Here is a 17916-nt window from a genome sequence, read left to right as displayed (position 1 = left end):
GATGCTGTTAAAGTGTCTGTGCCAGTAATCTCTCAATCCAGTGCAGCAGCAGGTCGGGTTTGAAGAACAGGACCAGCAGCGGCAAAGCGAAAAGCCCCAGCAGCAGCTTATTCGACAGTGAAATAACTAAATTTTCTGCAGTTTGATTCCTTTTGAGGAAAAGGTAATAAGGTATTTTGATATAATAGAATAACGCCACACCCGTGAGCAGAATGCCTACCACCAGCAAGGCTAGCAGCAACTCCTGACCCGACAAGGTATAGGCCTCCCATACGTTGCTGAACACGAGCAGCTTGCCCATGAAGCCGGCCAGCGGCGGCAGCCCCGTAAGCGAAAGCAGGAAAAGCAGCGCCAAAACACCGGCGTAGGGAGATTTGAATCCCAGGCCTCGGAAATCCTCCAGCGTCTGTACCTGCCACTCGTCCTCAGCCAGTTGCAGGTATAGGAACAAGCCAAAGTTCATGAACAGCAGCACCGACATATAGAACAGCACGCTGGTGGTATAGTTGGAGCCGAAGGCCAGCAGCGCCATCAGCAGGAAGCCGGCATGCGACACCGAGGAGAAGGCCATGAGCCGGCGCGGCGTGCGCTGCCACAAAGCCGTCAGGTTGCCGACCGCTAAAGTCGCCAAGGCAGCTATACCCAGGAACAGGAGTATGTCATCAAAAGAACCTGCCAAGGTAGGGTCTGCGAAGGCAGCCACGAAGCGGAGAATAACGATGATGCCCGCCATCTTAGGACCGGTGGAGAAGAGCGCCACCACCGGCATCGGCGCACCCTGGTACACATCGGGCGCCCAGAAGTGAAAAGGAGCGGCGGAAATCTTGAAGAGAAATCCAGCGAAGATGAGAATCGCCGCCAACGTCACCATCAGCGGGCTCGCCTCCAGCAGCGCCTGCCAAAAGCTGGCCAAGGTATAATCCAAGGAGCCGGTGAGGCCGTAGAAAAACGACATCCCGTAGAGCATCACACCGGCCGACAGCGTACCGTACAGCACATACTTCAGGCCAGCCTCCACGGCGCGTTTTTCGTTTTTGAGCGTGAGCGTCAGGATGTAGGAAGCGATGGACACCACCTCGATGGCCAGGAACACCATGAGCAGGTTCACGGACTTGGCCATTAGGTTGAGGCCCAGCACCAGCATCAGCAGCAGGCCGTAGTACTCGCCCCGCCCCTCTTTCAGATTTTCGAGCCGCCTGTTCTGCAACGAGAGCAGCACCGTGAAGATGCCGGCCAGGCTGAACAGGATGCCGGTGTAGCGGGCCAGCCCGTCGGAGCGCAGCAGGTTCAGGAACTGCACGCCGCCGGAGGTATAGCCGCCCAGTATCTGGACGACCAGGGTTGAGAAAAAGCAGGTGAGCGCCAGCCAGGGCAGCAGCCGTTTGAGGGTATGGGATTTGAAGAGGTCCAGCGTGACGAGCACCAGAAAGAAAAAGGCCAGCAGCAGCTCAGGCAAAAGCGACCCGGCACCTGCCAGGATGCGGTCAATGGATTGGGAAAGGTATGCGGCCTGCTCCTCCACGCGTTAAGGTATAATCGAGGATAAAACCAACTGCAACTGCTCCTGCCCGTTGAGGAGCACCAGTTCTGTGAAACCGGTTACGGCCACGCCAATCTTGTCGAGCAGCAGGTGCGGGAAAATGCCGAAGAGCAGCGCCAGTATAGCCAGGGGCACCAGCATGAGGTACTCCCGGAAATCCAAATCAGACAGGTTGGCCTTCTCGCGGAGCTCCGGGAAAATCCAATACTTGCCGAAGAACATGCGCTGCAGCGCCCACAGGTAATAGGCCGCCGCCAGCAGGATACCGAACACCGCCACTACCGCCAGCCAGCGCGGGAGCATGCCTGTCGCTTCCGGCGCCCCGAAGCTACCCAGCAGCACCAGCAACTCCGCGATAAACCCAGAAAAACCCGGCAGGCCGAGCGAAGCGAAGAAAGCAACCACCACAAAGGCCGTATAGGCCGGCATGCGCTTGGCCAGTCCCCGGAAGTTGAGAATCATGCGGTCATGGGCCCGGTCGTAGATGACGCCCACCACCAGGAAGAGCATGGCCGAAATGATGCCGTGGCTGAACATCATGTAGATGGCGCCGTTCACCCCCTCGGCCGTCAGTGAGGCCACGCCCAGCAGCACAAAACCCATGTGTGACACCGAAGAGTAAGCGATGAGTTTCTTGAGGTCGTTCATGGCTAGGGCGCAAAGTGCTCCATAGATGATGGAAAGCACGCCCAACCCGCCGACTAAAATGGAGAAGTAGGCCCCTGCATCCGGAAAAATCGGGTATACAATGCGAATCAGGCCATAGCCACCCACCTTTAGCAGGATGGCCGCCAGCAGCACCGAGATGGGCGTGGGCGCCTCTACGTGCGCATCGGGCAGCCAGGTATGCACCGGCACCGAAGGCACCTTTATCAGGAAGCCGGCGAACACCAGCAGGAAAGCCACAAAGCGAATCGGCAAATCAAACAACGTCACTCCAGACAGCACGTGCAGCAGGCTCCCCGGAATGAAATTGGCGGGTTCCATCATGGCGGGTATGTTGAAGGTACGCACCAAATCAGCACTGCTCAACACGCCTTGCTGCAGCATCTGCTGCACCTGCCGGATGCTGTTCTGGTCTGTGGCCATACCCTGCAGGTTCAGCTGATTGGCAGTAGCCTGCGGGTCTATCACCGAGGTATAGAGGCCAATCATCACAATCAGGATGAAAAGCGAGCCTACCAAGGTATAGATGAAGAATTTGAGCGCCGCGTACTCGCGTTTCGGTCCGCCCCAGATGCCGATGAGGAAATACATGGGCAGGAGCATGAACTCGAAGAAGAGGTAGAACAGGAAGAAATCCAGCGCTAGGAAACAGCCCATCACGCTCGTCATGAGCAGCAGGTAGAGCAGAAAGTAGCCTTTGACGTTCCGGGTGATGGTCCAGGAGGAGATGACGCCGATGACGCCGACTATACCCGTTAAGAGCACCATGCTGATGCTCACCCCATCCACACCCACGAAATACTCTATCTGGAAACGCCCCAGGCTGCCCAGCGAGAAACTTATCCAATCGAGCTTCTGCACGAATTGGTAGCCAGTATGCCCATTGGCCGGAGCCGCCCCATCGAACCGCAGGTATAGCCACACTGCCAGGGCCAGCTGCACCAGCGTGCCCGCCAACGCCACCGCCTTCATCGGCTTCTGCAGACGGATGGGCAGCAGCAGCACAAAGAGCGCTGCCAGCAAAGGGGTGAAAATAAGGCCGGAAAGTATAAAATCCATCAAATTGTTTCGATACCAGTACCGTGTAGCCAAGTTCGGGAACTACCGAATTTGCCTTGTTATGTTATTTTCTTCTTCTCGCAGTTGCAAAGCCCTAGCTGTCTCGGATTTCAAATGCAGGAAATCAAAACTTCCGTTTGCTAGCGAAGACAGCAGCAGCGAGGTCTCGCCTCCCGGTTCCTTTCGCCCCCCCTCTCTATCCGGATTGCGAAATTAACATCAATTCAGGATGATGTATAGCATTATCAAAATAAATCCGAAAAGGGAGTACGCGTAGTAAGACTGTACCTTGCCGTTCTGCAGGCCCCGCCCGATGCCGCCCAGCACTTTCATCAGGGACCCTACCAACCACACGCTGCCATCTACCACCCACGTGTCAAACCACTTCACTATTTTGGAGAACACCACCAGCCATTTGCTGCCATACTCCAGGGTATAGTCAATCACGCGCTTGTCCACGCGGTAGAGCATGCGGGCCATCCAGAGCACCGGCTGCACCAGCGTCCGGCTATACAGGGCATCCAGGTAGAAGTGATTGTAGGATAATCGGGCGAAGCTTCCCTTCGGTTCCTCTGCCAGCAGGGCTTCGCTGCTTCTGTTCCTATACCTGCCCATGGCCAGTACTATACCTGCTACACCTAGCAAGGCTGACAAAACCCCAATCACTAAATGGGCGGTGTGGTTGGCGGCATCCTGCACCGCTACAGCCTGCAGCAGTCGGTTGGCTAGCAAAGCGCCATCCGTCGTGAGGGCGTCCAAACCAATGCCTTGCATGAGCCAGCTGCTGCTGAAGCTAAGCGGGTTGCCAGAGAAGAAAATTCCAAGCGAGAGTACAGCCAGCACGACCACCGGCCACAGCATCACCCGCTCCACTTCCTGCCGCACACTCAGCCTCAGCGCCTGCACATCAAATGGCAGACGGAAACTCCCGAAGAATAGGAACCACAGGTGCCGCCCCATGTAATAGGCCGTGAGCAGTACCACTGCAAACCCGATGACCGGCACCGCAAAATAGAGGCTGTTGCCATTTGCGCTCATCGTCTGTGCCCAGGCCCAACTGCCCGACAGAATAGCGTCTTTGGAAAGAAAACCGGAGAACAGCGGCAATCCGACCAAAGCGGCGGCCGCCAACAGGTAGGTATAGAACGTCAATGGCATAGCCTTGCGTAACCCGCCCATGTTCCGGATATCCTGCGCATCCACGTCGGTCGGCTGGTGCGTATGGTGCAGCCCACGGTGCATGGCGTGAATGAGGATACCCGCGTTGAGGAAAAGCGCCGCCTTGAAGAACGCGTGCGTAGTCAGGTGAAAGAGCGAAGCATCGTGCGCGCCCGTACCCATTCCCATCACCATGTAACCCAGTTGCGAGATGGTCGAGAAGGCGAGCACCGCCTTGATGTCGTATTGCGTGAGCGCCGCCAGGGCCCCCAGCAAAGCCGTGATGGCCCCGATGATGGCGATGACCGTCAGGGCATCAGGGGTGAAAAAGGCGTAGCAACGCGCCAGCAGGTATACCCCGGCGGCCACCATGGTGGCCGCATGTATGAGCGACGAAACAGGTGTCGGGCCCTGCATGGCATCGGGCAACCAGACCTGCAGCGGGAACTGCGCCGACTTGCCCACACAACCCATGAACAGCCCCAAACCCGCCAGCGTCAGGAAAAGCGGACTTAGTTCCACCAGCCAGGGCTGCCCGTTCAAGGTATAGCTTATCACAAAACCGCCGTTCAGCCACTCCCCCGCCCCTACCAGGGTGCGCAGCGCCTCCAGGTCAAACGTCCGGAAATAGGTATAGAAAGAGAAGAGACCGAGCAACAAGCCAATGTCACCGACCCGATTCACCAAAAAGGCTTTTTTGCTCGCCGCAGCGGCGGCAGGGCGCTCGTACCAGAAGCCGATGAGCAGGTAAGACGAAAGGCCAACGAGTTCCCAGAACATGAAGAGCAGCAATAGGTTGTCTACCAGCACGATGCCTAGCATGCTGAAGGTGAACAAGCCTAGGTAGGCGAAGTAGCGGCTGTAGCCCGCGTCGCCGCGCATGTAACCCACCGAAAAGAGCTGCACCAGCAAGGAGATGAACGTGACGATGACCAGCATCAGCACCGTGAGGTTGTCGAGCAGAATGCCTGCCGTGAAGTCGGCCACAGAGCGGGTTGGGAGGCTGAACCAGACTGACCGGCTATGGAAGGTAGTGATGTTCCAGGTCTGCGTAAACAGGTATAGCGAAAGCGCGAAAGCGGCTCCCGTGATGCCGATGCCCAGCCAGTCGCCTTGCCGGGGCAGGAATCTCCCCCAACGATAGAGCACTGCGAAACCCAGCAGCGGCAGCAGCAGCACCAGCCCTGCCAGCGTGGTCTGTGGGGTGCCGGCCAATGGCTCCAGAAGTGCGGATAACTCCAAGGTATAGGCTGTGGTTAAGGTTCGGTCGAAGGTATGGGAACGGCATGCCAAGGCGCCTCTCCCACTCGCGGCCAAAGTTAAGTATATTGCTTTAATTTTATACTTAATAGTTTACAGCGCCTGCGACACACTCCGTAGCATTTGCCTGTGGCTCTACCCTTCATCGGGTATCGGTTCAATACTGCCTCCATTGCCCTGTGGAAGGGTTTTGACGTTGAGTTTGGGGGCCAGCAGAAACAAGAAATTTCATTTTTTGAAAACTTAGAAATGTCTATTTCGTTCTGAAGGGTATTGTACCATTTAAAACAAAAGAAAAACTATGGACGCGAATGAATTAAAAGCGAAAGCAGACCGCGCAAACCCCCAGCACAAAGAAGGGCCAGTTGCCGCAGCCATCGAGAAATATACATCCAAGTTACCATCTGACGTGTTCTTATGGGCAGCATTAGGCTCTATGGCGATTTCAGCCACACTTAAGATAATGAAGAAGGATGAAGAGGCGCTGTTCGTTGGACAGTGGGCACCGTCTTTCCTGCTACTGGGTAACTACAACAAGATGATTAAACTGGCTGGCTACGAAAGCGACAAGTAAGCGAGTCTATTTCACATCTGACCTATAAAAGAAGAGAGGGAGCGGAAGTTTCCTCTCTTCTTGCATTTTACCGGCACCTCTTTCCTCCTAAGCCCTGCCCCCTTTCCCTGCATACTTATATTCTTGGGCTGTCGTGCATTTTTTTGTCTAACCTAACTCTATGGCATTGTGCACCTTACTCCAAAATGAAGCTGCGCAATTACGTATTGAATAGAATAAGGTTGCGGCTTATGCAATTTATTTTTTAAGCTTGGTGTTAGTACAAGAGCCCCCATCACTGCCTGGGGTCGAAAGACACAAGTTTAGAAAGATGATTTTATACGAAGACAGTGTAGTGAGACTAGACTATTCACCTGCCAATGACGTGGTTGAGCTGGTGTGGCCGGACATGCAGCAGGTATATCTTCCTGAGATAAAGCGCGCTCTGGCAAAGACGGTCGAAGTGATTCGGATTTACGATGTGAAGAACCTGCTACTGGATGCTAGTCAGGCGACTATCGCTGCTAGTACAGAGGAGTCGCAGGCCGTGTCGCTGGCGCTGGCCAAAGAATTGATGGGCACACGGCTGCAACGGTTGGCGCGGGTAGAGTCCCTGGATTCAGCAAGGGAGCAGGCAATCAAGAGCCAGTTGGAAGAGCTCAGTAAAGCGCTGCAGCTGACCTATGACATACAATCATTTTCTGACAAAGCGTCAGCCCTGGCGTGGCTGGAGTCAGCCCCCTCTTCCGCCACATTGGCTTGGCAGGCATAAGCAGTAATATCTTCCTCATTCGCCAAGTTTATGAGGCACAGAAAATATAAATTAAGCGCTCGTAACCAGCGGCATACAACCAATTAGGCATACTTTTTGCTGACAGTAGAGCGGCTAAAAGTTGAAGATGTCAGACGGATACCTTCTTCTATAATTAAGTGAGGCTCCCTTCGGGGAGCCTTTTCTTTTTCAGGAAGGGGTATAGGTATAGCCAGGGAAATAGGGTAGGCATTAGCGCTGCCCTAAGGCGCTTTCTATGTTGCTTGCCGGCGCATCGCAATATCTTTTGCGGAGGTTTTGGACGCCATTCCAGTCAATCACATCTTCCTCGCTGCTGAGCCGTGTTAGGGTATCCTTCACAGATTCATCCGAGATAAACATCCTGTCCTGGTAAAGGCCTTTCGAATAGAATCGACAATAGGTTCTGCTTTCGTCAGCCTCAGTCAAAACAATAAAATCGCAAACACTCAGCTTACGGCTAAACAATAAAAACTCATCCATACTCTGTAACTAGGTAAATAGACTTTGCAAACTGCGGCCCAAGGACAATTACTATCCATTTCTGCCTACACTATGCATAATAACCTTGCCTTTACGTAAGCATGAAAATTAGGTTTACTTAGAGAGGTATTATTTTTAGTCTGTCATTCTCTATTACAAGTGTCTATTAATCTATCAGCCGAGATTTCCTAAAGCGAATCAGTACACGCCCCCACTCTAGGCATCTTTCTAACTGGCCTCGCCCATGTGCTCATCATCAGCGAGGGCAGTCTTGGTGAGTAACTCCCGCAGCCGCTCAATGTGCACCTTCATTTCTTCGGCCCGGTCTTCCTGCATGGTAGCCCAGCGCCGGTTGCCTTTGTCCGCTTCGTTCGTCGACATGTGCAGCAAAATATTGCGGCGCTCCTCCAGGGTGCGCATGGCTACCCAAAGCGTCTCCTCCAGCGCATTGGACATGCCCAGCAGGAGGGAGTCCTGGGTATAAGCGTGGCCGGTATGGCATCGGAAGCGGGGCACGGTGCCGGGTTGCGTGAACTCCCAAAGCCCGCCGCCGCATTCGGGGCAGCTGTAAGATGATTTTTTGCCGGTGGCCTCCAAATCTTCAATGCTGGTCATGTTGCTGTTCGTCATAACACGTTCTGCTATCTGAGCTTCCTTCCAAATATCGGCAGGCACTGTGATTGAATCGGAGGCCGGCTGCTGCGAAAGCTCCCTCAGCAACTCCCCCATCTCATCCAGAGAAACGATGTAATCCGTCGTGACCTGCCGCATCACATTCTGGGGCAGGGCGGCATGTTCGGCGTCGTCTGGGTGCTGCACCACGGTGGTGCCGCCACTGCGCTTGATTGATTCCATACCTATCACGCCATCACTCATATAGCCTGTCAGTATCACCCCAATCGTGTTGTGGCCATGGTAGGCCGCAGCCGACCGGAACAGCGGGTCTATGGCTGGCCGGAACTGGTTTTCCCGCGGACCCCGCACTACCAGCAGTTCGCTGCCCTTGATGAGCATCTGCTTATCTGCCGGTGCCATGTATAGGGTGCCTGCCTCTATCGCGTCACCGTTGCCGGCTACTTTACAGGTAAGCCGGGTATGCTGGCCCAGGCGGTCCACTAAAAATTTGACCGATGAGTCGACGCTCAGGTGCTGCACCACCAGAATAGCAGCATTCAGGTCGTCCGAAAGTTTTGCAAGCAGCTTGGTCAGTGCCTGCATTCCCCCTGCCGAGGTGCCAATTACGATTATTTTGAATTCTTTTCCAGCCATACGGTAGCTTCAGTTTGTCTAGGCGGTCAGTAAGTCTACGTGCCGAAGCAGCAGGTGTTGGTTATATGGCGTGAAACAAGAGAATTCCCATGCTGCGCATTCCTTGTCCCTTATCCGGCTTTGTACTTAGGCCATACCTGCTGCTTCTACTGAAAACAGCCCGGATTACGCTATCTTGCCTTCTAAAACTGTAACTTGGTCAAATTACAGCGGACTGTATAAATACTCACGTATAAGTTGTAGTATCTGCACCCAACATGGCAACATCTGATAAACATAAAAAAGCGAAAGCAACTGGCAAGCAGCAGGCACAGCAGCCAGAAGGCGAAGATACCTTTGTGGTAGGTATAGGCGCGTCGGCCGGTGGCCTGCAGGCAATGGACGCCTTGTTCAGCCATGTTCCCGTCGATAGCGTAGCCTATGTCATCGTCCAGCACCTTTCCTCCGAGCACCGGAGCATCCTGACTGAACTCCTGAGGCGGCACTCTGTCCTGGAGGTACTGGAAGCCAAGGATGACATGCTGGTGGAAACGAACAAGGTATACGTGATACCAAGCGACCAGAAGCTCACCATCAAGAAAAACCGTCTGAAGCTATCCAGCAAGTCCGAGAACGGGAGCACCAGAACCATCGACACCTTCTTCAAATCACTGGCAGCCGACAAGGGCTTCAGAGCGGTTGGCGTGATTCTATCAGGCACGGGTACGGATGGCACGGAGGGCGTGGTGGCCATCAAGAAAGCCGGTGGAATGGTGATTGTGCAGGACCCCGGGACGGCCAAGTTCAACGGTATGCCGGCCAATGCCATTAACACAGGGTATTCCGACTTCATACTGCCGCCGGAGCTAATGCCCCAGGAGATTTTCAATTATGTCAAAGTCACGCCCATAGCCGATAAGGTTGCCCTGCTGGCCGATGGTGACGCAGAGTCCACTTATACCATGATTCTGGATATGGTGCACGACCGCATGGGCATTGACTTCGGCAACTACAAGCGGCCTACCATCATCCGCCGCATCAGCCGGCGCATGGCGCTCAACAACCTCGACAATCTGACCGATTACCTTGACTACCTGAACCTGAACCCGACAGAAGTGGAGTCCCTGAGCAAGGAGTTCCTGATTGGGGTCACAAAATTCTTCCGGGACAAAGAGGCCTACGAAATACTGGAAAGCCAGGTCATACCGGACCTAGTCAGTCAGAAAGACAAAAACAGGCAGCTACGGGTTTGGGTGGCTGGCTGCTCTTCCGGCGAGGAGGCCTACTCTATCGCCATTCTGATACGGGAATTCCTGGACAGGGAGCATCAGGACATGGAGGTGAAGATATTTGCCTCCGACATAGACCGTGAAGCCTTGGATTTCGCCGGGAAGGGCATATACCCGGCCAACAGCCTGACAGACGTGCCAGAAGCACGCTTGCGGAAATTTTTTATAAAGGAAGAAGGCAAGTACCGGGTGTCGCAGCGTATTCGCAAGATGGTGATTTTTGCGCCACATAACGTGATTAACGACCCGCCTTTCAGCAAAATGGACCTGGTCAGCTGCCGTAACATGCTCATTTACCTCAACCCGCTGCTGCAGAAGAAGGTGATTGAGAAGTTCCATTACTCGCTGCTGTTGGGAGGTTATATGTTTCTGGGCTCCAGCGAGAGTATCGGCGACCTCAGGAGCTTTACTGAGGTAAGTAAGAAATGGAAAATCTGGCGCAACACGGTACCGGCTCGTTCCCTCAGCATGGACGCTTTTTCGGGCAATGACCTCAACAAGCATAACCTGACCACCAACGTGATGCAATACCGTGACATCAACGCAAAGAAGCAGGTACAGCATAACTTCTCAGAGCTGCTCAACGAGGCCATGCTGGAGGAGCAGGGCTATGCGGCCGTGTTCGTGGACGAGCACTACGACATTCTGCACGGGGTGGGCAAGTTCAAAAACTACATGGACCTGCCGGAACAGAATTTCACATTCAACCTGCTCAAGCTGGTGCCCCCAGATTTGGCCATCAACCTGGGCACGCTGCTGCGCAAAGCCATACGCGACAAAGAGAAAGTAGCCGCTTTCGGGGTGCAGGTACGGCATGGCAACAACCTGCGCTACATCAATGTGGTGGTGAAGCCATACCTGTCTGACCGGAAACTGTACCAGAAGTTCATACTGGTACTCTTCAACGAAGACCAGCCACGCACCATGCTGGAACAGGAAGATGTGGTGATGCTGAGCGAAGACTACTACGAGCACAAGATACAGGAGCTGGAGCTGGAGCTGCAGCACACCAAAGATGACCTGCAGGCCGTGGTGGAAGAGCTCGAAACCTCCAACGAGGAGCTGCAGAGCACCAACGAGGAGCTGCTGTCGTCGAACGAGGAGCTGCAGAGCACCAACGAAGAGCTGCAATCGCTGAACGAGGAGCTACACACCATCAATACGGAGCACCAGTACAAAATCAAGGCGTTTATGGAGCTCGACGACGACTTGAACAACTATTTCCGCAGCACCGACATCGGGCAGATATTTGTAGACCATCAGCTGATTATCCGGAAATACACACCGGCTGCCACCCAGCTCATCAACCTGATTGAAAGTGACATAGGCCGCTCCATTTACCAAATCTCCAACAACCTGCAGTACCAGCACCTGATTGAGGATGTGCGCAGCGTGATAGCGAGCAACACCACCATCCAAAAGGAGATGCAGGATAGGAACGGGGTCTGGTACCAGATGCGCGTTCTGCCCTACATTACGCAGGAGCGGAAGATAGACGGTGCTATCATCATTTTCATCAAGATTCATGAGCTCAAAAACATGCAGCTGCTGCATGCCGGCATCTTCGACAGCTCTCCCAACTCCATACTGACTTTGTCTGCCATCCGTAACCGCAGCCATGCTATTACCGACTTCCGGATAAGCATCCTGAACGTGAATGCGCAGGAGATGCTCGGCAGTACAGGCGATAGCCTGGTCGGTAAATCGCTTTGGGAAAAATGGCCGAGCCTGCTGGACAGCCTGTTCGAGCAGTTTGTGCATGTGGTAGAAACAGGCGAGATGCTGGACCTGGAACATTTGCAGATAAATAAAGGCAAGGAGTGCTGGCTGCACCTGGTGGCTGTAAAGTTTGACGATGGCCTGGTGCTGACGCTGCACAACATCACAGAACGCAAACGCTACGAGCAGCAGTTGCTACAGCAAAAAGAAAAAATCCGGCTTAGCTCTGAGCGGTTCAAGACTCTGTTTGAGGCTATACCGCACATCGCCTGGACACACTTGCCAGATGGCACCGTAGAAACCTACAACCACCTGTGGCTGGAGTATACGGGCAACTCTGCCACCAAATTGCAGGACCTCAGGTGGCTTGACATTATCCACGCTGAAGACCACAAGCGTATAGAGAAAGAATTCAAGAATGCGCTGGATGCAGGCAACATCCTGAGTACCCAGGCCAGGATTCGCCGCTACACAGACGGCAAGCCCAACTGGCATCTGCTCCAGGTCGTTCCTATCCGCAACGACAGCGGCTACATTACGCTATGGATTGGTACTGCCACAGACATTCAGCACCAGAAGGACATGGAAGAAACCAACCTTGACTTGCGCCTGTCTCAGCAGCGCGAAATTCTGACTGCCATTCTGCAAACCCAGGAGACCGAGCGAAGCCGTATATCGGAGGCCCTGCACAATAGCCTGGGGCAGCTGCTATACGCTACCCGGCTGAACCTGGGGCAGCTGAAAATGAAGGAGGATGGCCAGAAGCAGAAACTGAACCAAATCGACAAACTGCTGGAGGAGAGCATCACGGTTACCCGAGAGATTTCCTTTGAGCTCACGCCTTCCGTTCTGAAGAATCACGGCCTCAAGGTGGCCATACAAGAGATGGTTTCTAGACTGAGCGGCCCCGGACTGAGCGGCCCCGGACTGAGCGGCCCCGGACTGAGCGGCCCCGGACTGAGCGGCCCCGGACTGAGCGGCCCCGGACTGAGCGGCCGGGAGCTAACCATCACCTGCAAAATCAGCGGGTTTGACGACCGCAAGGATTACCTCATCGAACTGTCGCTGTACCGCATGGTTCAGGAGTTGCTGAACAACGTCGTCAAGCATGCGCAGGCAACAGAGGCATCTGTGGTACTGACCTGCAAGCAGAAAATCGTCACGCTGACCGTGCAGGACAACGGCGGTGGCATGGCTGAAGAGGATTTACTGAAAATCAAGGGCATGGGCCTGAGCAGCGTGCAGAGCAGGGTAGAGTTGATGGGAGGCACATTGGATCTGGCCTCCTCAACAGAAGGCACGAGAGTCAGTATACGCTTCGGTATTTAAAGCATAACCTTCCCCTGGACGCATAAAAAGAGCGGAGGAGGTTACAGGTGCAGTACGCTGCCGTGTAGCCTCCTCCGCTCTTTTACTTTTGCACACAGCCTCAGCTACTCAACAGCTTATGCTCCATAGCATACTTGATGAGATGGGCAGTGTTTTTGGCTTTGGTTTTCTCCAGTATGTTTTGCCGGTGCGTCTCCACGGTGCGTTTGCTCACGAATAACTTGTCAGCTATCTCTGCATTCGTATACCCTTCGGCTATGAGCAGGAGCACCTCCATTTCACGTTTCGACAGCCCCGAGCTTTCCTCCGCCACTGAGCCATCAGGTATAGCAGCCTGGTTTGAAAACCGCTGCAGCATATCAACAGACATACCAGAGCAGATAAACGGGGTTCCTGCAGCAGCCAGTTTAATGGCTGTGGTCAATTCATCATAGCTTGTGTTCTTGAGCACATAGCCTGTGGCGCCATTTTCTATCATCCGCTGCATAGAAGGCACATCGTTCAGCATGGACAGGGCAACCACCCTTGTCTGAGGGAACCTTTCCTTGACCAACCCAACGGTTGCATAGCCATCCAGCACAGGCATGTTGATGTCCAGCAGCGCTACATCCGCCTCGGTCTGCTCGAGCAGGTCCAGCAGCTCTTTGCCGTTAGCCGCCTCTCCTACTACCTCCAGCTCTTCGTCCTGATCCAACAGCGCGCGCAAGCCTTCCCTTATAATCCGGTGGTCGTCTGTGATGACGACCCTGATAATCTTTTGCTCTCTCATTTCATGTATTTCCTTCTCAAAGATATAAATACCGCGTTCAGCATAAGCCTGCTATACCTCCTGCAAAACCAAATTACGTATTAGCCGAGCATGGTTTCAAATCGAGCCGATTCAGCAGGTTTTATACTGATACCCAGGTTGCTAATACGTATATACGTGTATAATCTACTTGGAATGAATAGGATGGTTGTATGAACAGCGAAGCGTTATCCTCGAGAGGGCTCCCTGCTATACCTTCCTGCGTGCTGTTTCTATCATCGGCTCACCTGTATTAACAGAGATTCTAAAACAAAAAAGCGGCGCAGGAAACCCTGCGCCGCTTTTGTTGCCAGGCGCTATACCTGGTCCTCGTACTTGTTCAACCTACACCGGCGCGTACCGATGTGAGCTATACCTGCCGGCCTGTTTATTTCGTCTGGCCGTTGGTTTTTTTAGTCTGTGCACCCGGTACCGGGAAACCGCGGTCACGCATCAACGCGTCTATCTTCGCATCGCGGCCACGGAACTGGCGGTACGCATCGGCTGGGTCCATGGAGTTGCGCGGAGCGAACAGGTACTTCACCAGTCTTGCTGCCACCTCGGCGTCATAGAACCCGCCTGGCGCCTCCGCGAAAGCCTCAGCGGCATCGGAAGTCAGCACGTCGGCCCACAGGTAACCGTAGTATCCGGTGGCATAGCCCTCACCTGAGAACACGTGCCCGAAGTGCGGCGAACGGTGACGCATCACAATCTCTTTCGGCATACCTAGTTTAGACAGTGTCTCTTTTTCGAATTTGTCCGGGTCCAGCCCGTTCGGGTCTACCAGATGGAAGTGCATGTCCATCAAAGCGGAAGCCAGGAACTCGGTCGTTTCGAAACCTTGATTGAAGGTAGAGGCTTTCTCTATCTTGGCTATCAGCGCTTTCGGCATCGGCTCCCCGGTCTTGTAGTGCTTCAGGAACTGGTTGATTACCTTGTCAGTAGACAGCCAGCGCTCCAGCAGCTGCGACTGGAACTCGGTGTAGTCACGCACGCCGCTGTTCAGCGTAGGGTACTTCACATTGGAAGCCAGGAAGTGCAGCGCGTGGCCAAACTCATGGAAGAAAGTAGTCGCATCGTCCCAAGACACCAACACCGGCTCGCCCGGCGCAGGCTTCACAAAGTTGGAGTTGTTCGATGACAACACGGTCTTCTTGCCGTCAAAAGTGGTGTGGGCGCGGTACGTCGTAGCCCAGGCACCGGAGCGCTTGCCTTGGCGCGCGAACGGGTCGAGATACCACAGGCCGATGTGGTCACCGGTCGTCTTGTCGGTCACTTCCCATACCTTCACATCTTCATGGAATACAGGCACAGAGCCCTCCTGCACTGGCGTGAACTTGAAGTTGAAGAGCTCGCCTGCCGTGAAGAACATGGCTTGCGTCAGGTTGCCCAACTCCAGGTACTGCTTCACCTCATCGGAGTTCAGGTCATACTTCTGCTGGCGCACCTTCTCAGCGTAGTAGCGGTAGTCCCAGGGCTCAATCTTGATTTTGGCCTTGCTGGTTTTGTTCGCCAGTTGCTGCATGTCCGCCACTTCTTCTTTGGCCCGCGCAATGGCAGATGGCCAAACGGCCAGCATCAGGTCCATGGCCGCCTCCGGCGTTTTGGCCATGCGGTTCTGCAGGCGCCACTCGGCGTAGTTGTCGTAGCCCATCAGCTGCACGCGCTCGCGACGCAGTTTCAGTATGTCCACAATGTTCTGCTTGTTGTCGTTCGCATCGTTGTTGTCGGCACGGGAGTAGTAGTTTTTCCATACCTTCTCACGCAGGGCACGCTCTTCGGAGTAGGTCAGGAACTGGTCCATGCTGGAACGGGTGTTAGTCACGGCATACTGTCCTGGCTTGCCGCTGTCAGCGGCCGCTTTGGCCGCTGCTTTCACAAAAGACTCCGGCAGTCCGCCCAGCTGTTCTTTGGTGAAGTACACCACATATTTCTCCTCATCGGCCAGGATGTTGTTGGAGAACTTGGTGTAGAGCGTGGAGAGCTCCTTGTTGATGTCAGCGTAGCGCTTCTTCTTCTCCGGGCTCAGGTCAGCCCCTTCCAAGGCGAAGCCTTCATACACCAGCTGCACCACACGCTGCTGGTCCTCTGGCAGTGGGTTCTTCTGGGAGTTGTCGTACACAGCCTTCACGCGCTGGAACAGCTTCTCGTTCTGCAGGATTTTGGAGTTGAACTCCGAGATTTTCGGGGCAAGTTCCGCCTGCAGGGTTCTGAACTCCGGCGTGGACATGTTGCTGCTCCAGATGCCGTAATAGGTGAACACGCGGTTCAACTCCTCACCGGCACGCTCCATCTCCTCAATGGTGTTCTCGAAGGTGGCAGGCTGTGTGTTATTGGCGATAGTCTCGATTTCGGCCAGGTTCAGGGCCATGGCCTTTTCCATGGCTGGCTTCAGGTCGGTCAGGCTCATCTTATCAAAGGCAGGCACGCCACCATAAGGGCCCGTCCACTCTTTCAGCAGCGGGTTGGTCTCTTCCTGCTTCTGCTCCACGGCAGCCTGGGTCTGCTGCGACTGTTCCTGGGTCTGCACCGAGGTGCAGCTGGCCAGCGCCAGCACCGCCAGTATACCTGACTTCTTGCCGGCTAGTATAATGTCTTTTGTCATTGATTATTGGGTTGTGTGAAAAGAGTAAACGATAAACTCCTGGGTCAATAATTTCAGCACAAGATACGAAAAAACGAACAGAGTGCCTTATTTGCTGTTTAACAGGCAAGAACCATACCTTTGCTGCCATACCTGCCCGCCAGCCGTGCACGTATACGCAACTTATACATACCCCGTCACATGGAAGCACAACCCGTACGCGACAAGCAATCCATCCAGCACCTGTACAACACCATACTGCCGGAACTGGCGAAGCACATCCACCAGAACCTGTCAGCCGTCATCCCCCTGTTCCACGACTTTCACCTGGAGCGCATCATCGACACCTGGACCAAAGACCCGGACGCCAGCTATGGTACCGAGGTAAGCGTGGAAAACGGGAACGTGCAGCAAGTGGGCCTTCGCCTCAGGCTGGAGGGTTTCGAACGCCCCGGCGCCGACAACTTCGATATCAGCAAAGACCTGCTCTTCAAACTGGAGCGCGGCAGCTATACCGTAGGTCCGGACAAGCACAACATCTGGCTCGAAAAAGAGTACCTGCAGCGCTGGGAAAAACCGGAGTACCAGGAGGTAGCCGGCAAATGGATTGAAGAACTGATTGACGCCATCACACAACGCCTCGAAAACTTTACCGGATAAGACATGAGAAAACCTGCCACTACCGCCGCCTGGCTACACCTATTCCTACTGCCGCTCTGCCTGGGCATCAGCTCCTCCTGCCAGGCCCAACAGGAACAACAGACCACGGCCACAGCAGTAGGCTATACCACCAAAACGCCTGCCTCTGGAGGCACGGGCAAGGTATACCTAGGGCGTGAGATAGCCGCCATCATGAGCGCCACTGGCGGCAGCTGGCTCGACCGTGACACGCGGCAGGAAGAGGAGAATTCTTCTAAAGCCATCGAGAACATGCCACTGCAACCCAACAGCACAGTTGCCGATATCGGAGCCGGCACAGGCTACTATACCTTTCAGGTCGCCAAACTGGTGCCGCAAGGCAAGGTATACGCCGTGGAAGTGCAGGACCGGTTTATAGAAGCACTGAAGGAACGGAAACAGGAACTGGGCACCCAAAATGTAGAAGTCGTGAAAGGCGGCAACCAAAGCCTTAACGTGCCTGACAACTCCCTGGACCTGGCCGTGATGGTGGATGTGTACCACGAGCTGGAATACCCAATGGAAATGCTACAGGCCATTCGGAAAGCCTTGAAATCCAACGGCCAACTTCTCCTGATGGAGTACAAAGCCGAGGACCCGGACGTGCGCATCCGGGAGCTGCACAAGATGACGGTAGCTCAGGTGAAGAAAGAGCTCGCCGCCAACGGCTTCCGCCTGAGCCGGCAAGTAGACTCCCTGCCCATCCAGCATTTCCTGTTGTTCCAGAAGGACAGTAAGTAAAGGCTTCTCTCTGAAGGCGCTATACCTTATTC

General features: G+C 54.3%; 12 protein-coding genes. 5 read left to right on the top strand and 7 right to left on the bottom strand.

Annotation, left to right across the window (positions count from 1 at the left end):
- Positions 1–7: 7 nt before the first annotated feature.
- The 3 genes from B051_RS0114855 to nuoL form a co-directional block, all read right to left on the bottom strand.
- Positions 8–1522, bottom strand: coding sequence for an NADH-quinone oxidoreductase subunit N (locus B051_RS0114855; protein ID WP_018479006.1), 1515 nt, complete (start codon positions 1520–1522; stop codon positions 8–10).
- A 3-nt stretch (positions 1523–1525) separates the two neighbouring features.
- Positions 1526–3265: a complex I subunit 4 family protein gene (locus tag B051_RS0114850; protein WP_018479005.1), complete on the bottom strand. Its 1740-nt coding sequence runs from the start codon at positions 3263–3265 to the stop codon at positions 1526–1528.
- 219 nt (positions 3266–3484) lie between these two features.
- Positions 3485–5716, bottom strand: a complete 2232-nt coding sequence (nuoL, locus tag B051_RS0114845) for an NADH-quinone oxidoreductase subunit L (protein WP_245539637.1) — start codon at positions 5714–5716, stop codon at positions 3485–3487.
- A 268-nt stretch (positions 5717–5984) separates the two neighbouring features.
- Between nuoL and B051_RS0114835 the strand changes: the two genes are divergently transcribed.
- The gene (locus B051_RS0114835; RefSeq protein ID WP_018479002.1) at positions 5985–6257 is read left to right on the top strand and encodes a hypothetical protein; all 273 of its coding nucleotides are present in this window, start codon (positions 5985–5987) and stop codon (positions 6255–6257) included.
- A 310-nt stretch (positions 6258–6567) separates the two neighbouring features.
- A complete protein-coding gene (locus B051_RS22025) occupies positions 6568–7008 on the top strand; it encodes a hypothetical protein (RefSeq protein WP_018479001.1) in 441 nt (146 codons plus the stop codon).
- A 231-nt stretch (positions 7009–7239) separates the two neighbouring features.
- Here the strand turns inward: B051_RS22025 and B051_RS0114825 are convergent, their stop codons facing one another.
- Together B051_RS0114825 and B051_RS0114820 are read right to left on the bottom strand one after the other, a co-directional pair.
- Complete coding sequence (locus B051_RS0114825; protein WP_018479000.1) at positions 7240–7509, bottom strand: hypothetical protein; 270 nt, start codon at positions 7507–7509, stop codon at positions 7240–7242.
- Positions 7510–7737: 228 nt separating this feature from the next.
- Positions 7738–8778 carry a chemotaxis protein CheB gene (locus B051_RS0114820; protein WP_018478999.1) on the bottom strand — a complete coding sequence of 347 codons (1041 nt, stop codon included), beginning with the start codon at positions 8776–8778 and terminating at the stop codon, positions 7738–7740.
- A 257-nt stretch (positions 8779–9035) separates the two neighbouring features.
- Between B051_RS0114820 and B051_RS22020 the strand changes: the two genes are divergently transcribed.
- On the top strand, positions 9036–13094 hold the full coding sequence (locus tag B051_RS22020) for a CheR family methyltransferase (RefSeq protein ID WP_018478998.1): 4059 nt from the start codon (positions 9036–9038) through the stop codon (positions 13092–13094).
- A gap of 100 nt (positions 13095–13194) precedes the next feature.
- Here B051_RS22020 and B051_RS0114810 read toward each other — a convergent pair whose 3' ends face one another.
- Positions 13195–13863 (bottom strand): response regulator, encoded by a 669-nt coding sequence (locus B051_RS0114810; RefSeq protein WP_018478997.1) that lies wholly within the window; start codon positions 13861–13863, stop codon positions 13195–13197.
- Positions 13864–14269: 406 nt separating this feature from the next.
- On the bottom strand, positions 14270–16486 hold the full coding sequence (locus B051_RS0114805) for a M3 family metallopeptidase (RefSeq protein ID WP_018478996.1): 2217 nt from the start codon (positions 16484–16486) through the stop codon (positions 14270–14272).
- Positions 16487–16666: 180 nt separating this feature from the next.
- Between B051_RS0114805 and B051_RS0114800 the strand changes: the two genes are divergently transcribed.
- Both B051_RS0114800 and B051_RS0114795 read left to right on the top strand, forming a co-directional pair.
- Complete coding sequence (locus B051_RS0114800) at positions 16667–17125, top strand: hypothetical protein (RefSeq protein ID WP_018478995.1); 459 nt, start codon at positions 16667–16669, stop codon at positions 17123–17125.
- A gap of 3 nt (positions 17126–17128) precedes the next feature.
- The gene (locus B051_RS0114795) at positions 17129–17884 is read left to right on the top strand and encodes a class I SAM-dependent methyltransferase (protein ID WP_018478994.1); all 756 of its coding nucleotides are present in this window, start codon (positions 17129–17131) and stop codon (positions 17882–17884) included.
- The last annotated feature ends 32 nt before the right edge of the window (positions 17885–17916 follow it).

This window comes from Pontibacter roseus DSM 17521, assembly GCF_000373265.1.
Taxonomy (GTDB): domain Bacteria; phylum Bacteroidota; class Bacteroidia; order Cytophagales; family Hymenobacteraceae; genus Pontibacter; species Pontibacter roseus.
Note: the sequence above shows the minus strand (reverse complement) of the source record. Positions and strands in the feature narration are given on the sequence as shown.

Coding starts and splice junctions, on each gene's coding strand:
- B051_RS0114850 (WP_018479005.1), bottom strand. CDS start 3,265: ATGGATTTTATACTTTCCGGCCTTATTTTCACCCCTTTGCTGGCAGCG.
- B051_RS0114835 (WP_018479002.1), top strand. CDS start 5,985: ATGGACGCGAATGAATTAAAAGCGAAAGCAGACCGCGCAAACCCCCAG.
- B051_RS22025 (WP_018479001.1), top strand. CDS start 6,568: ATGATTTTATACGAAGACAGTGTAGTGAGACTAGACTATTCACCTGCC.
- B051_RS0114825 (WP_018479000.1), bottom strand. CDS start 7,509: ATGGATGAGTTTTTATTGTTTAGCCGTAAGCTGAGTGTTTGCGATTTT.
- B051_RS0114820 (WP_018478999.1), bottom strand. CDS start 8,778: ATGGCTGGAAAAGAATTCAAAATAATCGTAATTGGCACCTCGGCAGGG.
- B051_RS22020 (WP_018478998.1), top strand. CDS start 9,036: ATGGCAACATCTGATAAACATAAAAAAGCGAAAGCAACTGGCAAGCAG.
- B051_RS0114810 (WP_018478997.1), bottom strand. CDS start 13,863: ATGAGAGAGCAAAAGATTATCAGGGTCGTCATCACAGACGACCACCGG.
- B051_RS0114805 (WP_018478996.1), bottom strand. CDS start 16,486: ATGACAAAAGACATTATACTAGCCGGCAAGAAGTCAGGTATACTGGCG.
- B051_RS0114800 (WP_018478995.1), top strand. CDS start 16,667: ATGGAAGCACAACCCGTACGCGACAAGCAATCCATCCAGCACCTGTAC.
- B051_RS0114795 (WP_018478994.1), top strand. CDS start 17,129: ATGAGAAAACCTGCCACTACCGCCGCCTGGCTACACCTATTCCTACTG.